Annotated in this window: 14 protein-coding genes and 1 tRNA gene; 4 read left to right on the forward strand and 11 right to left on the reverse strand. The window is 36.9% G+C overall.

What is annotated here, in order from left to right:
- The first annotated feature begins 275 nt into the window (after positions 1-275).
- The gene (gene fusA, locus BUC06_RS07185) at positions 276-2,342 is read left to right on the forward strand and encodes an elongation factor G (protein ID WP_073332131.1); all 2,067 of its coding nucleotides are present in this window, start codon (positions 276-278) and stop codon (positions 2,340-2,342) included.
- A 157-nt stretch (positions 2,343-2,499) separates the two neighbouring features.
- Here fusA and BUC06_RS07190 read toward each other — a convergent pair whose 3' ends face one another.
- The gene (locus BUC06_RS07190) at positions 2,500-4,038 is read right to left on the reverse strand and encodes a SulP family inorganic anion transporter (RefSeq protein ID WP_073331806.1); all 1,539 of its coding nucleotides are present in this window, start codon (positions 4,036-4,038) and stop codon (positions 2,500-2,502) included.
- A gap of 627 nt (positions 4,039-4,665) precedes the next feature.
- Between BUC06_RS07190 and BUC06_RS07195 the strand changes: the two genes are divergently transcribed.
- Positions 4,666-5,097, forward strand: a complete 432-nt coding sequence (locus BUC06_RS07195; protein WP_073331809.1) for a transposase — start codon at positions 4,666-4,668, stop codon at positions 5,095-5,097.
- A 12-nt stretch (positions 5,098-5,109) separates the two neighbouring features.
- Entirely contained in the window at positions 5,110-5,460 is a 351-nt protein-coding gene (locus BUC06_RS07200; protein WP_073331812.1) for a hypothetical protein, read from the forward strand.
- A gap of 737 nt (positions 5,461-6,197) precedes the next feature.
- Here the strand turns inward: BUC06_RS07200 and BUC06_RS23750 are convergent.
- From BUC06_RS23750 to BUC06_RS07220, 4 genes are all read right to left on the reverse strand, one after another.
- Positions 6,198-6,341, reverse strand: a tRNA-OTHER gene (locus BUC06_RS23750).
- 236 nt (positions 6,342-6,577) lie between these two features.
- Positions 6,578-7,027 (reverse strand): hypothetical protein, encoded by a 450-nt coding sequence (locus BUC06_RS07210; RefSeq protein ID WP_073331819.1) that lies wholly within the window; start codon positions 7,025-7,027, stop codon positions 6,578-6,580.
- 256 nt (positions 7,028-7,283) lie between these two features.
- Complete coding sequence (locus tag BUC06_RS07215) at positions 7,284-7,946, reverse strand: hypothetical protein (protein WP_083564021.1); 663 nt, start codon at positions 7,944-7,946, stop codon at positions 7,284-7,286.
- Positions 7,947-8,041: 95 nt separating this feature from the next.
- The gene (locus BUC06_RS07220; protein ID WP_228423643.1) at positions 8,042-9,490 is read right to left on the reverse strand and encodes a TROVE domain-containing protein; all 1,449 of its coding nucleotides are present in this window, start codon (positions 9,488-9,490) and stop codon (positions 8,042-8,044) included.
- A gap of 477 nt (positions 9,491-9,967) precedes the next feature.
- On the opposite strand from BUC06_RS07220, the gene BUC06_RS07225 reads away from it, so the two are divergent.
- On the forward strand, positions 9,968-10,414 hold the full coding sequence (locus BUC06_RS07225; protein ID WP_073331822.1) for a VOC family protein: 447 nt from the start codon (positions 9,968-9,970) through the stop codon (positions 10,412-10,414).
- Positions 10,415-10,454: 40 nt separating this feature from the next.
- Here the strand turns inward: BUC06_RS07225 and BUC06_RS07230 are convergent, their stop codons facing one another.
- From BUC06_RS07230 to BUC06_RS07260, 6 genes are all read right to left on the reverse strand, one after another.
- Positions 10,455-11,798 carry an SWIM zinc finger family protein gene (locus BUC06_RS07230; protein ID WP_073331825.1) on the reverse strand — a complete coding sequence of 448 codons (1,344 nt, stop codon included), beginning with the start codon at positions 11,796-11,798 and terminating at the stop codon, positions 10,455-10,457.
- Positions 11,799-11,800: 2 nt separating this feature from the next.
- On the reverse strand, positions 11,801-14,497 hold the full coding sequence (locus tag BUC06_RS07235) for a DUF6493 family protein (protein WP_073331828.1): 2,697 nt from the start codon (positions 14,495-14,497) through the stop codon (positions 11,801-11,803).
- A complete protein-coding gene (locus tag BUC06_RS07240; RefSeq protein ID WP_073331831.1) occupies positions 14,478-17,027 on the reverse strand; it encodes a DUF6493 family protein in 2,550 nt (849 codons plus the stop codon). The genes BUC06_RS07235 and BUC06_RS07240 overlap by 20 nt, the downstream gene beginning before the upstream one ends.
- An 84-nt stretch (positions 17,028-17,111) precedes the next feature.
- Complete coding sequence (locus BUC06_RS07245) at positions 17,112-17,555, reverse strand: hypothetical protein (protein WP_073331833.1); 444 nt, start codon at positions 17,553-17,555, stop codon at positions 17,112-17,114.
- Between the two features lie 305 nt (positions 17,556-17,860).
- Positions 17,861-19,372, reverse strand: coding sequence for a slipin family protein (locus BUC06_RS07250; protein ID WP_228423645.1), 1,512 nt, complete (start codon positions 19,370-19,372; stop codon positions 17,861-17,863).
- Positions 19,373-20,305: 933 nt separating this feature from the next.
- Positions 20,306-21,286 (reverse strand): DNA topoisomerase subunit B, encoded by a 981-nt coding sequence (locus tag BUC06_RS07260; RefSeq protein WP_167367405.1) that lies wholly within the window; start codon positions 21,284-21,286, stop codon positions 20,306-20,308.
- Between the last annotated feature and the right edge of the window lie 15 nt (positions 21,287-21,301).

The raw sequence follows: 21,301 nt of genomic DNA on the forward strand, positions 1-21,301 counted from the left end.
GGGCAATTAAAAAATTTATCTAATTTCGCAACCGATTAACAATCAACAATGTCAACAACAATGATAAATATAATCACTTTAAGTAATCCTGTGAGAGCTGTGTACTCTGGCAGCAATCGATATTTATCTGAATAGTTCCTTAGATCTTTTATTACTAAAAATATATTGAAGACCTATCTATTCAGATGGGTCTTTTTTGCTGCCTTATTTTCAGACCTCAAAACGAGGAGAATACCTACCTGTATTCTCAAAATCAACAATTTAAATTCAGCAAAATGAAATATAACACAAGAAATATAGGAATTATAGCGCATGTAGACGCAGGAAAAACCACTTTATCCGAAAGGCTTCTCTATTACACGGGCCTCATTCATAAAATTGGAAACGTAGACGATGGAAATACGACGATGGACAAAGATATCCAGGAGAAAAACAGAGGAATCACCATTTCATCCGCGGCCGTTTCTACCCAATGGAAAAAAGGAGAAACAGTATATAATATCAACATCATTGATACTCCCGGACACATCGATTTCGCAGTAGAAGTTGAACGTTCCTTAAGAGTTCTGGATAGCGTCGTTGCCGTTTTCTGTGCTTCCTCAGGGGTTCAGCCTCAAACCGAAAATGTATGGTTCCAGGCTGAAAAGCATGGAATTTCAAAGATTTGTTTCATCAATAAAATGGACAGGATCGGAGCAGATTTCTTTGCGGTTCTTAAGGAAATAGAAACCAAACTTAATGCTGTTCCTATGGCACTTCAAATCCCGATCGGAGCTGAGGACCAATTTGAGGGAGTGATTGATTTAATCAGACAGAAGGCTTTGTACTGGACGGATGAAAACGGAGAAACCATTATTGAGAAGGAAATTCCTGAGGATCACAAAGCAGATGCCGATGAATACAGAATGAAATTGATGGAAACGCTCGCCGGATATGATGAAACGTTCTTTGAGATTTTCATGGATCCTGAAGAAAAGCTAACGGAAGAAATGATTACTGAAGCCTTACAAAAAGTCTGCAGATCAGGAGCTGCGGTTCCGGTTCTCTGCGGTTCTGCCTTTAAAAATAAAGGAGTACAACCTCTTTTGGACGCGGTAGTCACTTATTTTCCGGCGCCGGATCAGCTTCCAGCCGTTCAGGGGAAAGATCCTGATACGGAAGAAGCTGTAGAACTCGTAAGAAATGAAACGGAAACTTTTTCAGGACTTGTATTTAAGGTGGTAATTGATAAACATATGGGAAGACTTGCTATGCTCCGCCTGTATTCCGGTACCATACAATCAGGAGATACGGTTCTGAATGTGAGAACAGGGGAAAGTTTCAGGATATCGAGAATTCTGAAGATGCAGTCAGACAAAACCTTATCAATTGAAGAAGGAAAAGCGGGTGATATTGTAGCCTTAACAGGCATAAAGGATGCGAAAACCGGAGATTCTTTATCTGCGGTAGAGAAGCCTGTCCTTCTGGAAGCGATTACCATTCCTGCTCCTGTGATCAGGGTTTCGATAGAGCCTAAAACGAACAGTGATGAGAAAACTTTCGGTTTGGTTCTGGCCAAGATCCAGGAAGAAGATCCTTCTTTAGTGGTTGAAAGAGACCGTCAGACTGGTGAAACTTTGTTGAGCGGTTTGGGCGAGCTTCATCTTGAGGTGACTTTGGAAAAAATCCGTCTGAATCATGGGATAGAAGTCAATCAGGGGAAGCCTAAAGTGTCTTACCGTGAGATTTTAACGGAAACCAGAACTCACAGGGAAAAGCTTTCGAAGCAGAATGGCGGAAGCGGACAGTTTGCCGATATCACCTTTGAAATCGGGCCAAGAGAAAATAATGAACCCGGATTGGAATTCATTAACCTGATCAAAGGAGGTGTGATTCCCGGTGAATTTATTCCTTCCGTAGAAAAAGGTTTCAGGGAAGCCATGGAAAACGGACCTCTGAAAGGCTATCCTTTGGAAAGCATGAAGATCAGACTTCTGGATGGTTCTTTCCATGATCAGGATTCTGGTGCATTTGATTTTGAAAATGCCGCGAGAGACGGATTCAGATCTGCTGCTTCATCATGCAGTCCTAAACTTCTGGAACCGATCATGCAGGTGGAAATTCAGAGTATTGAAGAGTACACAGGTGCTGTAACTGCTGACATCAACCGGAGAAGGGGAATTATTTCATCCATCGATGAACGGTCAGGAAGAAAGATTTTCACGGCAGAAGTTCCGTTGGCTTCTACGTTCGGATATATTTCCGACCTGAGGACTTTGACGAGCGGAAGAGCTTCAATCAGCATGAAATTATCGCACTATGCTTTGGTGCCTGATTTCATTGCGAATACATTAGTAACCTAAAAAACAAGGGCTGTAAAGTAATTTTACAGTCCTTGTTTGGTTATTAGAGTCGTGAAATGTGAATAGTGAATGTTTACATCCCGCAGATTTCTCAGATAGCACAGATCTTTAAATCTTTTAATGATTAAATTTTTAAATCTTTCAATTTTCAAATCCCCTATTTCTCCGGCATCACCTTATACGTAGGATCTTCCTGAATATTTACTTCAATGACTGCTTCTGCATTTTTCAGCATTGTACGGCAGTCTTCACTGAGATGGCGCAGGTAGAGTTTTTTATTCTGCTGGTTGTAGCGTTTAGAGAGTTTATCCAAAGCGTCAATGGCACTCATATCTACGATCCGACTTTCTTTGAAATCCACGACTACTTCTTCCGGATCATCCATGAGATCAAATTTATCCATGAATGCGGTAACAGATCCAAAAAACAAGGGACCGTATATTTCATAATGTTTAACCCCATTTTTATCAATGGATTTTTTTGCACGGATCCTTTTTGCATTATCCCAGGCGAACACCAGAGCAGCAATCACAACCCCGACCAAAACGGCCAATGCAAGATTATGAAGGATCACAGTGATGAGGGCTACGGTAACCCCAACAAATATATCAGATTTCGGCATTTTATTGGCAATCCGGATAGATACCCACTGAAAAGTACTTATCGCAACCATCATCATCACTCCCACCAGCGCTGCCATCGGTATTCTTTCAATAAAAGGAGCTCCAAACAGAATGATCATAAGAATCATGACTGAACCGATAATTCCTGACAGCCTGGCTCTTGAACCCGCATTGAGATTGACCAGTGTCTGGGCTACCATCGCGCAGCCTCCCATTCCGCCAAAAAATCCGTTGGTGATATTAGCGATTCCCTGAGCCACTGATTCCCTGTTGGCATTTCCTTTTGAATTGGTAATTTCATCCACCATTGATAAGGTCAAAAGAGATTCAATAAGACCGACTCCGGCCATCACCAAAGCATAGGGAAAAATGATCTGCAGCGTTTCCAAAGTAAAAGGAATCTGAGGAATATGGAAACTGGGAAGATTTCCGCTGATATGGGCAATATCTGCGACTGTTTTTGTAGGTATGTTAAAACCCACAACCACCGCAAAAACGATCATGATCGCTACTAACGATGCAGGGACTGCTTTTGTGATCTTTGGGAAAAAGTAAACAATGGCAATTGTGAGAGCAGTTAATCCGGCCATACTATATAAAGGAGTTCCCTGGAGCCAAGCGGACACTCCGGTACTGTCTGTGATTTTAAACTGCTCCACCTGAGCCATAAAAATAATAATGGCCAGGCCGTTCAGAAAACCATACATCACAGGCTGCGGAATAAGCCTGACAAATTTACCCAACTTAAAAACGCCTACCAGTATCTGGAACATTCCGGCAAGGGCTACGGCGGCAAAAAGATATTCGATGCCATGAGATTTTATCAAAGCAATCAATACAACAATAGTAGCTCCTGCTCCACCGGAGACCATTCCGGGACGACCTCCCAAAACAGCTGTCACAATTCCCATCATAAAGGCTGCATAAAGCCCTGTAAGCGGAGAAAGTCCGGCCAGTATTGCAAAAGAAAGTGATTCAGGGATCATAGTCATCGCTACTGTAAAGCCGGCCAAAAGTTCGTTCTTATAATTTATTTTTTTCGAAAAATCGAATAAGCTTATGGTATTTTTCATTGAACTGCAAAGGTATATACTTGCAAGATGGAATACAATTAGTATTTTTTATCTTTTTTCAAATATGATTCTGACTGACTTAAAATAATTCACATATAGATTTATTTAATTTGTTAATTTTAATTAAATTTCGTTTTAAAGGATATTTTTTATGCATTTTTGAGAATTAGATTCTATTTTTTATTTAAATTTGGAAACGGACAAACAGATTAATTAGTATTAATAAAACCATGATCTGTTTATACTAAGGACAATAGTTAAAAATATTACGAATAAAACTGCATGAAAGAGCGTTAATAGGTTATATATTATTCTTACAGAAAAGAAGTCTGATGTATGAAAGAGGTCTTACCTAAGTCTATTGAATAAAATATACCAGAAGGAAATGGGAAGTCTAGAATATTCTTAAGATATTATAACCTGAAAACTAAATTACAAGCAGATGATCCCATACTCTGCCACTGCACCCTAACCAAGTATAGGACTGAGCTTATTATTCCTTTTTGCTGCCGCTTAGATTTTCTTGGCGTAATTTTATTTTTCAGACCGTCTAATGTATTCGGTATAAAATGTAATATATTATCTATTTTTTTTAATTCATAAATTTAATAAGAAATTTACTTATACATGTTATATAAAGAAATTCATATAGGAAAGTTTATCAAGGAGATGGTTGATGAAAATGAGATACCCATGGAGAGGATCTGTAATTTTCTCAATAAGGATGAGCAATTTATTGAAAATGTATACAACAGCAAATCCATCGATGTGGAATTACTGCTGAGATGGAGCAAGCTTCTGGAATATGATTTTTTCAGACTTTACAGTTCGCATCTTATTTTATATGCACCTCCCTCTGCCGTTAATAAAAATCAAAAGAAATCTGATAAAATTCCTTATTTCAGAAAGAATATTTACACCCAGGAAATCAAAGATTTTATCATGAAGAGAATCTTATCGGGTGAAATGACCTATGGCGAAGTGATCAAAGAATATTCTATTCCAAAAAGTACACTTCACCGATGGCTTCAGAAAAACAATGATAATACTAACGGATAAACAGAACTGAGTATGCGTCCCAACTACAAGAAGATATATTATGATATGCTGAGGCTGGAACATCCGGAAAAGCTAAAGGATCCAAAGATCAAAGAACTTCTGGATAAATTGAATACCACTGAGGATGTCTTAAATTTTAACGAAAAGATTTTTGCCCAGTCTAAAGAAAGCCAGATCAACAACCAGAAGCTTAAAACGTATGATAAAAAAACGATGTTCAAGCTTTTGCAGTATCAAAGCAAGCATGGTTTTTCTACCAGCTATATGTCCAGGAAATATAAGATCAGCAGAACGACCATCATCAACTGGAAAAAAACGTTCGAAGAAGAGATAGAAAAAGTAATTAATGCCGGCGAAAATTAATTCACCGGCATTTTTTGTAAAAGGTAATGGTCAGGAAAAATGGGGTGTCGCTTTGCCGGATTCGAACCGGATAGCCTTGCCGGAATGACCGACTTGGCTATTCCTCCCCAAAAGGTGTGACGATGGATTTTTTCCTTTACGACACTTTTATATTGTAAAACAAGGCAACAACCGAAAGTGTAGTCGTGCTCTAACCAACTGAGCTACTCTTCCTATTGATAGATTGTGTTTTTTTGTGGAAGAGACGGGACTCGAACCCGTGACCCCGTCGTAATGAGCGAAGTAACACTGTTCTACGGCACTTGTTTATTTTTGTAACAGATAAGGAAACAGGCGAAAAAAGTTTGCTCTTTTCAGAGCGTCGTTCTTACCCTATCGGGCAGTGAACCGGCAATTCTACATCTGCTTGAGACTTACATTTTCGCGGGAGAAAACTTTTGCCAGGCTGGGTTTCAATCCAGCGTCGCTAGTTCGGTCGCCCGAATGACGCTACCTTAGGACCGTTAATTCGAAGGAACTCTTCTCTACGACACTTATCTGCTAAGTTTTTTTTAAATTAAAAAGAGGCTAAAGGCGAAAAAACTTTTATACATAAACCATCAGGCTTATTCTGGAATCGAACCAATAGTAACCGAAGTAAGTTTTCTCTAACGGCACTCTTTTAGTGAAATCAAGGTAATGATGTAAGGATCTTCCGTGCATTTGCTCTACCCTGCTGAGCTACCTCTCCTTTTCGAGGGAAAGAGCAGGAATTGAACCTGCGACCCAATGTTTCTAAATCCCGAAGTATGATCCTAAAACGACACTTGATTTTTTTTAAGCAGGGCATTCTATCAAACAGAAACTCACGACAGAGCGATACCATTACGCCATCTGTTTCCAGAACAGGATTCGAACCTGTATTGCTGCCACCCAACGAAGCAATTCTGTTTTACGGCACCTGCTTTATATTTTTCCAACGGGGTTTCCTGTATTTTACCGGGCATTTGGTGGAAAGACTTTGTTTCAAGTCGAAGTCGAAGAAGTTCTTTCCTTACGTCACCGGATGAGTAACACTGCAAAGTTATTTCAGAAGTGCGCATTCTTTTTACGCAGCTTATTTTATTTTTATTGTTTTTTAAATACTGATATAGAGCTTCTGCCCTTTTCTTATAACCTCCTGTGTAAAACTCTTAAAAACGGGATAATAATAGTTTTCAAAATCTTTGTCCTGATATTCCGAACGGCTGTTATTTTTTATGGATTCCAAAGTGAAAAGAAAATCATCTGTATTGATTTCTGTACGCTCAACACTGATATCCTGCCAACCTATACATTCATTATTTTGTCTCACAAATTCCGGTAACCTGTTGTATTCTTCCGGAGTAATACCTTCATAAAACCAGTAGTTTAAATACATTCTGAAACTTGCCCCACCAAAAAGTACAGCTTCAAGTCTGCCCTCTGATTTCGTAACAAGCATATATTCTTCACCGCAATCAGGTGCTCCGCAACAAGGGCACAAACAAAGATGCGTGAGATCTTCTCTGATAATAGGAGCTTCCTGGTGTTGATAATTTTCGGACATGGTATTATTTTTTTTTCATTGCGAGGAACGAAGTGACGAAACAATCTCATTAATCCTATTTGTTCGTTTTGCCTTGAAGCAAAAAAACCAAAAATTAAAGATTTGAAAACTCCGGTTAAATATAATCTAGGCTCTCTAAAAATTCCAAAACTCGCGAGAATTATATCTTGTTGTTTTTATTCAAAATTGATCTCACAATCAGACAGTAGATGTTTTTTAATGTTAAAATGGTTTATTTTTTTAAAGCCTCCGTTTCCTAAGTTGCTTTGTTCATACCGATCAATATTTCTGAGATCCTATCAAAATTTTTGATCTCCAGGTTTTCCAGAATTTTTGAAATTCTGTTTTTGAAATTAATTTGTTGTTTTTCTGCTTTCTCCAATTCAGTTTTCAATTTCAATTCATCAACTTCAATAAGGGTTTGTATATTTTTTGAATCTTTAATACTTATATCAGAATAACCGGACAACTGAATTTTTCCTTTTACCTTTTTATAAAAAATCCATGGGTGACCGATCCACAGCTCGTTCCATTCTTCAGTTTTATCTTCAAGAATTTTTTTCCACTCTTTGATATTACCAATATCTCCACAACATGTAGGTAAAACCCATGTTTTATCCTCTTCTATCAAAACTATTCCTCCATCAAAAGCCGTCATCATATCTTCAGTTTCTTCCGGATTTATCTCTTTAAGATTCACTTCTAAAATAATTTCTAAATTTTCATCATCAATCATTTCAATATCAACAAAATAGGTATCTTTATCTATTGGACTAAAATTAAAATTTAGCCTAGAGACGGCTTTTTCCCATTCCGTATACCAGATGTCAGAATCTGGAAAATCAGAACTATCTGGTAATTCAGATTCTTCTCTTGAATATTTTAATGGGTAGATTTCAATTACATTAATTAGTTTCATACTCTGAAGAATTCAAGTTGTGTTTATTGAAATTTATTCGATCAATTTGTCATGAAGATTCGATCATCATTTATAATTTATAAAAGCAATGCCTTTTACAGCACCACTTTTTTAATGATCTGAATTGCAGATTTTCTGTCTTCCAAAGCATTCAGTACATCGAAAATCTTATCTGACCAGCCAGCAATAAGGTAGACATCATTTTTTTTGACATCTAATGGTGGTTTTCCATAACCTGCCAGATCAAAGATATATAATTTCGCATCCGGAGCTATTTTTTTATAACGATTCCAGGAATCTTCAAAAGAATTTTTAGTCCAGTTGCTGTTCCACAATTGGATGTCTGTAAACAACATTACTTTATCTGCTTTTTCTTTTCTGGAAATCAGATCTTCAATCACCAGATAGCCGTTGGTAGAATAACCTACCTCCCCTTCTCTTTTGTACCATTCATTAACATTTCTCAAAATACCACTTTTAGGCATCGGAACTCTTTTCCAGCGGTCACCGAACATACCGGTGATCACATTTTTACACTGTGACTGCAAAATCATAGACATCAATAATCCGATATCGTAAAGCAATACCTTACTTTTAGGAGAAACAGGCTGTTGCATAGAACCTGAAACATCTGCCGCAATGATCACCGAAGTATCAAAGCCAAAACCTTTTATATTTTTTGCACTTACCATCACCGCATCTTCCAATGCTTCCAAAATGGATGACAAATAAGGTGAATCAATAGTCTTCAATTCTCTATAGGCGGCTAAAAATCTAAACGGAAGCTGCTTCGAGTTGATGACTGCTTTTTCATTGGATAAATAGGTACAGATCTTATAGATGGCATCAGAGGAAACCCCTGATTCCAAAATATTTCTCAGGTTTCTCAACGTTGCCATATATCCAAGCTTGTTGCTGAAAATCAATTCTTCCCATTTTGTTTTAAAAGCCATCTTTTTTTCTGCTTCATCTGCAAATTTAGTCTGACCTAAAACTGAAAGTTCAACCTCCCAGGTGTACGGAGTTTCCAAAGTATCTCTCACAATTTTGTTGAAAATTGCCTGTTGATTTTCATCCTTTGCTTTCGGGTGAACCAAAAATAAGGCATCTTTAAGGGTGACTTCTGCTTTTCTGTTGTATTTTGCGAACTGGTATTCATCAAATTTATTGAAAGATTTGGCAAGACCTTTCTGGATCTGCTTTGAAAGTTTGTTCAGCTTTTTGGTTTCTGTTCTTTCATTAGCAGTCTGATAGTAGGCTAAAAGTTCGGTGATTTCATCTGCTCTCTGAACAATACCGTCAACAGTTCTGCTGACAAGGTCTGTCCCGGAGATCTGCTTTGCAAGTTCCGCAGTCAAAACCATCGGAATCGAACGGAGATACATATCCTTTCTGGCATAGACTGCCAGTTGAGCTACAAATTCCGGATCATTTTTTTTGATCAGAGACTGAATTCTTTTCCATCGGTCATTCCCTTTTTCATATGAGGTGTTGGATAATCCTGTTGTAACAACAGCACTATACAATTCTTCGGCAGGTGTCATAGAAAAAGCCTTTGCACCTTCGTAATTGAATACGGTATTTTTCTTTTTTTTTTAAAAATTAAATTTCATGAGTTACTGTTTTTTGTTAAACATTGTTGTGAGGATCACCTCATCCTCTCTGATATCTGTTGCAAAGTAAAAACAGTATTACGCAGTCTTTTTGCGTAGTAAATATTTATATTATTTTTTAACTTAATTAAATTGGTGAATTTTGAAACGGTATGTATGTTTTATCTCCCGCAGATTTCTCAGATCCATGCATATCATTGTTTTATTTGTGTAAAGGATTGGTGATATCCGTGTTTTGAATTCAGATGCTTACTGAAAATATCTTTTATCTTTTATCTTTTATCTTTTATCTTTTATCTAATTTTTCCCACATACAAAATGTCTATCATTCATTTCCAATAAAGGAATCGCCATTCTCTGCTTTTCCAAATAGCATTGTCTAGATTTGTATACATTAACATTGAAGCTATGATTAAAGGATTATATGAGACCCATGTGCAGGTAAGCAGTTTAGAAGATTCTATCCGATTTTACACTGAGGTACTGGGTCTGAAGCTGGCCCATAGGGATGAGACGCGTCCTATTGCATTTTTGTGGATTGGAGAAGGCAAAGAATTTATGCTGGGATTGTGGGAGCAGAAAGAAAATCTGCAGCCAAGACATTTTGCTTTTTCGAGCAGTCAAGAAGATATTTTAAATTATTCCGTAGATTTTCTGAAAAATAAACATCTGAAACCATATAACTTCCTGAAAGATGGCATTGATGAACCTATGGTTTTTGCCTGGATGCCTGCATTAGCCATTTATTTCAATGATCCGGATGGTAACCAGCTTGAATTTATCTCCATTCTTGAAGGGGAAGGAAAACCTGAATTGGGAGTGATTTCTTATGAAGAATGGATGAACCATCAATAATAAAAAAGGACAGACTTATGTGATAAGCTGTCCTTTGTATTTACATTTGTACTAATTTTTTTACCGCAAGTACATGTTTGCATGCCCCTCTTTCGCCTTGGTATTTACTAAACCATTCACAGGTACAACGTTCTTTGCCATTATCTATAATAACGGTATGATGAACACCTGTACCTTCTACCCTAGCTTCAGTTCTGGCCAGATTTTTATTTAAAATCTGTACTTTTCCTTCAGCAATTAATTTTTCTGCATTTTTCACCCTTGGATTTAACCCGATAATTCTATTGAGCTTAAACGGCAATCTCCGATAGAAAAATTCATTGTCATCAAGGTCATAGCCCAATAGTCCCATGGCAGCCAGTCTTCCGGTGAGGTTATCTGTTTTCTTCAGACCTATATTTTCATTTAAAGCAAAAGAAGTGGGATTAAAAGACTGGTTGGCGTAAGCATACTTATCCAGTGCATCAATCCACTCATCAGATATATCATCAATCAGACTGTCTAAAACAGCGCCTTCACCAGAAAACCCTCTCCAGCTTTCTCTTGACAATGAAAAACTGAATCTGATATTCCCCATATACAATTGCCATGTGGTAGACTGCATATCTGCATGCGGAAATACCTGCATCTGATCGATGTAAGGAAGAAGTGGTTCCAGCAGACGAAGCCTGTTGAGTCCTCCGATACATACAGCATCTGCTGATTTCACAGGAGAGAACATCGGTTTATTCCCTCTGATGATCAAATAGTAATCTGATTTCACAGGACCTTTTGGTATTCCTCTGAACAGCTGTTGGGTCTGGATTTTATTGAAAGTATAAAGCTTTTCTGACTCAGACAGATAGATCTGAACCGTGCTGAGTCCTTTGATCCATTTTACAGGCAGCGGAACTTTTCTTTCCACTACTTTTTTTTCTTCTTTGTAAAGCCCTACTTCTTTTTCACCTACAGAGAGGACGATCTTCTCATTGGGACGAATGCTTCCCAAAGCGGTAATCATCGGCTGGTTGAAATCCACATTGGTGGTTCCGTTCTCAAGAAATTCGCCATCAAGGCCGTCAGGCAGCACATCTACCCTGGCATAAACACCTGCACAGTGTGAAAACCCTTCAAATCGCAACCGGCTGTTTCCGGCTGTAACGATTGGATCTTTAAGCAAGGCCATCTGAAACGGCGACAGATTAAAGCTGGATTTCACAATATTCGAAAGTGTAATAAGGCATCTTGCCAATATAAACGGCTGACTGACATTTCCCCAGAAAAAGCAGGGAGCATCTGTATTCTTCTGAATCTCGCTGTACTTGGACAGAAATAATTCTTCAGATGCATCTTTTTTTATCAGAGACGATGGTCTCTGATAATTGTAAACAAGCGTATCTTCCATATCTATTTTTTTAGAAGAAGATTGCAGATTTTTTTCAGACTGGAATTGTCTTTCCAGCTATTCAGTTTTTCTTTTAAGTTTTTATCGGCCTGTGATTGATTTAAGGCCAGAACTTCATGATAAATATCCAATATTTTTTTAAGGTTGGTAACAGGTGTTTCCATCTGCATCAAAATATGGGTAAAAAGCTCTTCCAGTGCGAGATTATGGTCTTTGCTGACATTGAGCATCTGGTGCTGAACAAGATCGGTGAATCTCTTTACCGGTGCCCATTCCAGCTTTTCATGTAGTCCTATTATACGTCCTAATTGCACATTATCCATTACTTTATGGGAAACATGTTCCAGCCAGATCTCAGCAGCGGTTCCGCGGATGACTTTGTCTCCGTCGAGGAATATAGTTCCCAGAAACAGGTATCCCATTTCATCCAGAGGCTTTTTCATTTGATGAAGGGCCTGTGCTGTATTCAGAACCAGTCCTCTTTCATAAACCTCTGCGATTCCTGAATAAAACAGGCAGTCTTTAATGATCTTAGCGAAAACATTTCCAGGGGTATTCGGGAAACTCCACATAAAGGAAGGGGTTTCAGAAAAATGCTTCTGTTCTGCAATAAAGTATTCTAAAAAGAGAGGGTGGTCTCTTTTGTTCAGGTGGTATTTCGGAACACTGATGTTCAATTCTACAGGATAATAGGAATTCTTTTTGCTGTCAATTGTTTTCCAGTTATAAGAACCTGTAATAAATTCTTTAGGAATATCATCATATCCGAAGTTGTTGAATTCTTCAAAAATTCTTCCCGGAGATCTTGTAATTCCTGCGGTCATCCACCATGAAGGATGCTCAAATTTACCTTTTGGAGTCCTGTTTTTATCAAAAAAGAACAGAAGAAGTTCTTTGTATTCTCCTTTTAACTTTTGTTCAACAAGTTTAATCCGGTCTGACGTTTTTTCCATTGAACATCGTTGTAACGCAAGCTGTACATCAAGATCATCAGGTTGAATATTTTCATTCTGATAGGTTTCAAATCTTTCGATCAATGCTTCAGGACTTACCCAGCACGGCTCATGCGTAACCGTAGACAGCAACGGTATTTTATCTCCTGTTGTTATCTTATTATAAACATGTACTGCTATATTTTTGAAAGGCTTCATCGCCAGTCCACCCACTTTGATATCTTTGATAGGTCCAAGTTTTTTATGATAACTGGAATAGGCTTCTCTTGTGGCTTCATCCTCGCAGGTTCTTTTATATATTTTGTCCAGATTCTTAAGCTGAACAGGATATTTTTCTAATAATGAAAGTCCGTAATTGATGATCAGATTTCCCAGCAACACATTAAAATGATGTACTTCCCATTTGGCAATGGTTTTACAGGCTTTCTGAAATACGGGTTCAAAAAGCTTTACAGATTCTTCATTTTCTTTATCGGCAAAACGAATAAGTCCTGCCAATGCAAGATCATAGTAGCATGTTCCGGGATTTTCTATGGCCTGTGGCAGAAAAAACATGAGATCTTCAAAGCTTTCCGGTTCCTGAATCTTACTGTCTTCACTGATCAGTTCTAGTTTTTCAGGAATAGCAATATCGAGCTCTAGTTGTGTATTTTCGATATATTGAACCAAACCAGGCCGTACATTAGCTAAAATATTATCGGCATAATGAGACAGGGCTTCTTTCATGTTATCTGAAACGGGAATGTACCTCCGAATAATCTTTGCGGCCTTGCTCTGAATGCTTTCGTCTTTGCTTACAAAAGCTGCACTTAAAGCCATTTCCAGATTTTCGGTGTCCAGTTTCTTTTTTTGAAATATCTTTTCTGTTACGGTCAGACTGGCGGCCACGACGGTTTTTACCTCTGAACTCAACAGATTCGGAAGAAAATGGGAAAACTCGCTGGTCTTAAACTCAACGGTTGGCACTATTTTTTTCAGATGGACCAGCATGGTATTGACGGCCTTCGACTGTACAGAAGCCAGACCAGCCATCAGTTCGTCCTGCAGCAAGATCAGTTCCTCATCAGAAGGTTTTAGTGCATTGAATGCCTCCATGAACCATCCAGTGACATTTTTATTAAAATTTCTGTTGGCTGCCAGAAGGCATTCTTTGAGAAATCTTTTTCTGTCAATTTTATTTTCGGCGATGAGTTTTTGAACTAGTGGAAGCCACTCTCTTTTAAAAGGAAGTGATTTTGAAGGAAATTCGCACAGATACCAAAAGTGGGTTTCCAGTGTTTCGGGAGATTTATCCAGATCATAGGGCTGAAGGCTTAAATGGTAGCCCAGCAGCTCTGGTCTTGGCTGTACATATCCTTTCTCTGCCCAACCCAGAATATCCTGGTAATCAAATGCCGTAAATTCCGCCTCAATAGAATCATTGATAAAATCTGAAAACCAGTGTGGGCAACCCCATTCCAATATGGTGCTGGTCTGTTCTTTGTTTCTGAAAAGACTCCAATAGTTTTTTCCATAATGCTTTTGATCCATGCAGACAAACGAAGCGATGTCTATAATAGAATGCTGGTCTGCAGAACCGGCAGTATGGTAGGAGTTTTTCGTCATTACAATCTTACTGATCTCCCTGTCCAGTTTTTTTATGGTAGGTACCAGGGATTTTCTTTCTTCTGCGGTAAGCTGCTTCAGAAACGGAATAATCTCATGTGCTTTTTCCTCATTAAGGATCTCATACAATCTTTCTTTCATTTGTTTTTAATTTGATAATCATTTTTTTCAGGTTATTTTCGTTTTCCCATTCTTTTAACCTCACAGCCACATCAGCATCAGTTTTCGACTGATTGAGATGTAACAGCTCGTCATAAATCTCCAAAATCTTTTTAAGATTAAAAACTGGGTGATCTATTGTTTTAAGAATGGATATCAATAGTTTTTCGAAAGCCCGGTTAAGACTGGAATTCAATCCAATAAAGCGATCAATTCCATCTCTCAGTCTTTTAACCGGAACTAGTCCGAAGTTGATTTTTTCGCCGATCATTATTCCTAATGTCCCAATGTCAAAATCATCTGAAGCTATCTTGTGAATAATCGCTTCAAAAGCCGTACCAGAGAAGGTTTTATCCTTGCTGAACATGGCAGCGGACAGGAATAAATAATGCATGGATTGGAATGGAAGATCCAGCTTCATCCACGCGTCTAATAATTCGGTATTGGTCTTGCTGTCATACTGATAAACAGCATTGGACAGGGTTTCATTACATTTTTTCGCAAAAACCGATGCCGAAAAATAGGGAGCGGTATATAAAATGCGAATCAGATCATGATCATAAACTCCATGATATGAGTTAAATAAGTGATCCAAAAGCGGTGCTTCTGCCGGGATTTCTTTATTTTCAATCGTTACCGTAATCTCCGGAACTTCTTCTGCAACGTATGCTTTGTATATTTTTCTAATCCCCAATTTTCTATTGAAGCTGCCTTCCAGATAGGCGCTTTCATACCTGGCTTTGAAATATTCGGGATCAAAAACAGGTTCTAAATATTTAAAATACTCTTTGCCAAGTTGTATCTGTGCATACTTTTTTGATTCTGCAAAATGCTCTTTTTTCACCCTGAGGATGGCCCGCTGAAGATCGAAAGGAATGGGAATTATTTTCAGGTCCTGATATATTTTTATTTTATCCACAAGCTTACGAATGTCTATCCAGCATGGAGTATGGTCCGGAACTGAAAGCAACGGAATATTTTTCCCTTGTTTTAAAAGCTCAAATATGCCGGAAAGAAACTGATGATAGGCTTTAAAAATCAAAGGTGTCCGTTTTCCTACCCAGTTTTCAAGCTCCGGAAATTCTTTTCTGGCCTCATTAAGTATTGGAGATCCGTTCTTATGTTTTAAAAGACCGTATTGAATAAAAAATGTCGCATGTAAATGATGCAATCCAACACTTCCTTTTACTTTCAAAGCTGCTTTAAACGCTGGTTCCAATTGGTTAAGTTCTTCTTCATTGATCTCAGTATTGAATCTCATTAACGCATCTAAAAAGAGATCAAAATCACCAGGATTGTTGTTGCTGAACACTTGTGGGGCAAAGAATATAAAATCGCTGGCTGACTGAATCGGAGAAACCGTTTGACTGATATGCCAGACAGCCAATTCTTCATTTTCAACCAATGTATGAAATTCATTATTTTCTTTAATGGAAAGAAATTTCTCTAGTAATACTTTAGTGTCTGAAAGAAGAGATTCTCCATACGAAAGGATTTCGTTTTTTATATTTTCTGAATCCGGATCCCCATATTTCGCTATAATCTTTGCTGCTTTGATCTGTATCGCAGCATCTTTATTCATGAAGACAGGAAGTAAAAAAAGACAGATTTCTTCTCTGTACCTTTTATCCTTCTTCGCTATTTTCTCAAGGATCTGCAGGAGTGTATTCAAAATATTTTTACCCTGAAGAGCCGGTAAAACCAGTGCAGCCTTAAGAAATTCCTCAGTTTTGAATTCATCTTCCGTGGTTACCTGATTTATAATTTTCAGTACCGGAACAAAAAGTGATTGCTGTGAGGAATGAAGGACTGAAAAGAGATTGTCCTGTAGAGCTAAAATTTCTTTGTCGGAAGGTTCAAGATGAGAAAACAATTCGAGAAACCAGCTATTATGATCTTTTGATACATTAAGATTGATGGCATCCCAACATCTCTGTAAAACTTTTGAACGGTCCAGTTTATTGTCACTGAGAAGTTCACGCAAAAGGACTTTCCAGTTTCTTCCGTTTTGATAATGACAGTTGATGCTTGTCTCATATTGAAAAAGCAGCCAGATATGGGAATTTATTGTGATCGGATAAGTAAAAAGAATTTCTTCTGAAGTATGATTGGAAGCGAGTGATTCTGAAAGGAGATTGGCAGAAACTTCATCAGTCAGCTGAAGATATCCTTTCTTTTGCCATTCAAGAACTTTGAGATAATCAATATTTCTTAGAAACGGGTAACAGTTTCCCACCCATTCCGGAACATAAGATTCAAATAATTCATCAATGAGATCGACCGGTAATGCATAATAGGCAGAAGCCAATTTTTCGTATTCTTCCTGAGTACTGCTGCAAGCCAATGTGGCCAGCATGGAAATGTGATTATGACCCCAGTCTTTATTTAAAAATTTCTTTAAAATGACTGCAGTTTCTTTCTTTTCTTTTGGGGTCAGCTTGATAAGAAAAGGAATAATTTCCTTGATTCTAAAATTTAAATAAATCGTCTTCAATTCATCTCCAATAAGCATAATTCCAATCTAGGGGACTAAAATAATAAAAAATGACTGACAGACATTGAAATATCCCTTTAAAGTGATTTTTTTAACAAAAAATTATGCTTTCAACAGGAGTTCTGCAAGCATTTCCGAATAAAAGTTAAAAGGAATTCTTCTTTCATCTTTGAAAAAACGGTAGATATCTGTCTTTTCTTTGGAAGTTGTTTTTCTGAAGCTCAAATGATCTCCGTGATAGTCGTGAATTTGACAATTGATTTCTTTATCTCTGAGGTCAATTGAAAAATGGGTATTGATTCCAAATACAAAAAAGTCTGATTCCAGTGCATGTTCTTCTTTCTCTATATTATGACAATATATGTTAAAAAATCCATCAGGAAAAAATTTGAGATAATCATTTAAGCATTGATGATTACCTAAGAAATAGTACGTGTCAAATTTATTAACAGCGATATTAATTCCTGAACCACCTTTCAAAACCGCCATTTCGCTTTCTGATGCTATTTCATCTCCAAATTTTAATTTTCTAACTGTAAAATTCATCAATGGGAACGCAGGATTTTCGGGAACCAGGCTCTCCAGATTCTTGTATTAATCTAGGAAAAAAAGAATTTGTTTCTGAATTTTTAGTCATCAATTTTTCTTTGGAATCCGTATGCGGGATATCGTAACGGTTGTTTATGATCTTTTCAAAATGATAAAATCCATCTCTTCAGCCCGTGCTAAAAATATGGATTTATCTCTTTTCTTTAGGTGTATTTCGATCTTTTCTCCTCTTTTCACCATTAGGATTTAAAAAGGGCAGACCGTTTTACACAAGCCTACCCTATAGTAACAGTTATTAGTTTTTATTTTGTAAAAATTTCTTTCAGCTGAGAAACGATGTTACTGTTTCCTGAAACGGTAATATCACCAATCTTTTCTGCGATTTTTTCCATATACTCCATTTCTTTCAGCTTCCATAAAACTTCATTTTCTTCCATTAGCTTCGCAGTGTTCAGCAAGCTTCTTGTGGAAGCCGTTTCTTCACGGCGCATGATGCTGTTGGCCTGAGCTTTTTTCTCAGCGATCAAAACCTGGTTCATAATTTCCTTCATTTCACCGGTTAAGATCACGTCACGGATACCCGCATCAAAAGCTCTGATTCCTAAATCACCGGCTTTTTCACCCAGATTTTCAAGAATTTCTTTTCCTACGGAATCTTTTTTCAGCAACAGTTCATCCAGTGTCAAAGCTCCTACAAACTCACGCAATGCCAGCTGCATCAGAATATACAATTGCTTATCATATTCTTTATTTTCCATCAGTGCTTTTTCGATACTCTGTACCTGAAAACTCACGTAAAAATTGATTCTTAGCATCGCTTTATCCTTAGTCAAAAGCTCCTGACCTGCAATTTCCATCTGCTGTATTCGCATATCAATCGTATTGACATCGATGGAAATTTCATTATTCCAAAAACTGTAAGTTCCCGCTTCCAGAGTGTTTACCAATTTACCGCCAATGATCAGCAATCCTTTATACTGATTCGGTACAATAAATTTTCTTACGTAATGTCTAAGCCTTGAATTTTCCAGAATGGTATTCGGGATATCCTCTGTGATTTCAACTTTCGTTAAATCCACTTTTTGAAAAGTTCTTTCAGTAATATCCATCCAGAATGCATATTGTCCAACGTTAAGAACATCTTTTAAAGTCCCGTTTTCATATAGCAAAATGATCTCACCATCTTTTACCTCTACAATTTTTAAAAGGCTTTTCAGGGTTTCATTTTTTAATAAAGCAGCTCCATTTTCATGCGTTCCAAACTGAGATTTTACTTCATAATTGGGATCAATTAATTTAACCTCAACTGAAACATCATTGTTCCAGAAGGAGTAAATACCGCTTTCCAATATTTGAGTTAATTTACCGTCAATTAACAATAAACCTTTGTGGTGATGAGGAACAAGAAACTTTCTTACAAAGCTTTTCACCTTTATATTTTCTAAAATTGTCTTAGAGATTCCTTCCGGGATTTCAATATTTGTTAAATCTATTTTCTGAAATTCTCTGTTGACCATTCCCATCCAGAATGCATAGTGTCCAACAGTCAAAACATCTTTAAAAGTTCCGTTTTCATGAACTAAAATGATTTCTCCATCTTTTACCTCTACGGTTTCCAAGAGATTTTTCAATGTTTCATTTTTCAACAGAATCGGTAAATCTTCACCGGCTTCAAAACGGGATTTCATCTCATAGATTTCTACCGATTTATTTCCGAAGACATAATGATTACCTTCTTTGAGAACTTCAATTAAGTTTCGGTTTTTGAAGACCAAACCCATTTGGTATGCTTTAATGTGTACATTTTTTATCATTTTATTATATTTTTAAATTGTATTATTTCAATTAAAAAGAGAAAACCGAATTTCTTTCTTCCAAAAAATGGCGGAAGCAAAGGAGTTTCAAAAAGCTCAAATCATTTCAAAATACTGTTCTTAAACTTATTTTTCCAATTGGTAAAATCTTGGGCGTGTCCCTTGGCCACCGCTGAAAGCAGCAACCCGGGTCGCTACGTTCACTGCTATCTTTTTTGCGTACAAAAAAGGATATCCGTTACCATCGCTCACGCGGAAAACCCGTCCTTATCAGAAAACTCCGTTCAATTGTGGTATTCATCAACTGAATTTCACTTTCAGAAAAAATCTTTCTTACTGGCTTTTTCAAAAATGTTGATTCAACAACTGAAAAAACTCAGATTTTCTCTATCAAGATGTTTTTAAAGAAAAACATTGAAAACTTTGTAAAAAATAGATTTTCAGTCTATCTTTAACTACATGTAAAGTGTAGTGCTCTAACCACTTGAGCTATCTCAATCTTAATTGAGAGAAGGATTCGAACCTTCGCAAAAAAACTATTTACTCTATCCTCTTGAGTTATATTTCCCTTAAGGAAACAGAAGGATTCGAACCTTCGTACAATAGCTAATGGTAGAAGTTTTTTGGTTAACTCCTCAAACCTTCGGGCCAAGCTGAACAGAGCGAAAACAATGTTTTTCAACAAATTCTTCTGCAATGGTGCTATACAGAAACACACAACCTGACTTGCCTGATATTTTAACTGAAATCTGTTTTTCAAAATTTCAGTGCTGTTTCATTTTGATAATGCAAAGTAAAAACTGTATTGCGCAATCATTCTGCGTAGGAAATAAAATTTGATAAAAAATAAAAAAAGACAGCTTCAAAATATGAAACCGCCTTGCGTTGTCTGATAAAGTTTATAATAAAACTTCCCTAAAAAAGAGATCCCTCTTATATGTCCTCCATTAAAATATCCAAAATTCCGAAAACCTGAGATTCTTTATCTGCGAAATATAATTTCAATTCCTGATAAACAAATTCTTTAATTTCAGTTTGAACTTTTGGAGTTCCTAACTTCCATCTTGTTGCGCCTAAGTAGGCTAACTCACCTCTTACTGAAGCATAAAGACAAAGATGTTTTTGAAGTTTTACAGTTCTAATACTTAATTTCAGGTTTCTTTTTGAAGATTCTTCATTTAAAAATTTCTTAAGACCCTGAAGAATTCCATCCAGTAATGAGCCCCCCAAAACTGTTTCTTTATAGTTCGCATATATTTTTAATTTAGGTTTTACCCAATAACTACTTACAAATGCCAGCGCCAGTGAATAGGAAAACTCTGTCTTTTTTTCAAAGTTCAGTTTAAAAACTGATGAATAGTAAGAAAAACTTTTCTCCAATTCGTAATCAATTATTTCGGACAAACCTTTTGGGTAATGGAAAATATTAATTTGTTTTTCAGTTTTGGACTGATCGATACATTTAATTTTTAATTGACTGTCTAAAAATGAAAATCGTCTCAATAAATTATTGAGTAAATCATAATTTAAAATTACATCTTGAAAAATTTCTTTATCTGGTATAAATTCAATTTTTATTATATTGGAGTCAGCATTCTGAACATCTTCTAAAAATTCGGGATTTCCTTTTTCAGATCTAAAAGCATGTACACCATTAATTTCAATCCTTGTGTATTTAGATAAAGCAACAATTCCTGCCAGTGATAAATAAAATTTTTCGTTTTTATAATCATGAAGATGTTTCAAAGCATTTAAAACAGGTAGAAAAGTTTTGGTACAAGAACCTTCTATTATTAATTGATTATTCTTTTTCAGTAAGAAAGTCATCTCATAAATACCTGCTTTTATAAAATCTTCAATCAGATAACTTAGTAATTCCTGATAACCATAGTGATTTAAAGCACCGATATACATTCCCGGACGTTTTCT

Origin of the sequence: Chryseobacterium carnipullorum (genome assembly GCF_900142785.1) — a bacterium.
Lineage (GTDB): Bacteria > Bacteroidota > Bacteroidia > Flavobacteriales > Weeksellaceae > Chryseobacterium > Chryseobacterium carnipullorum.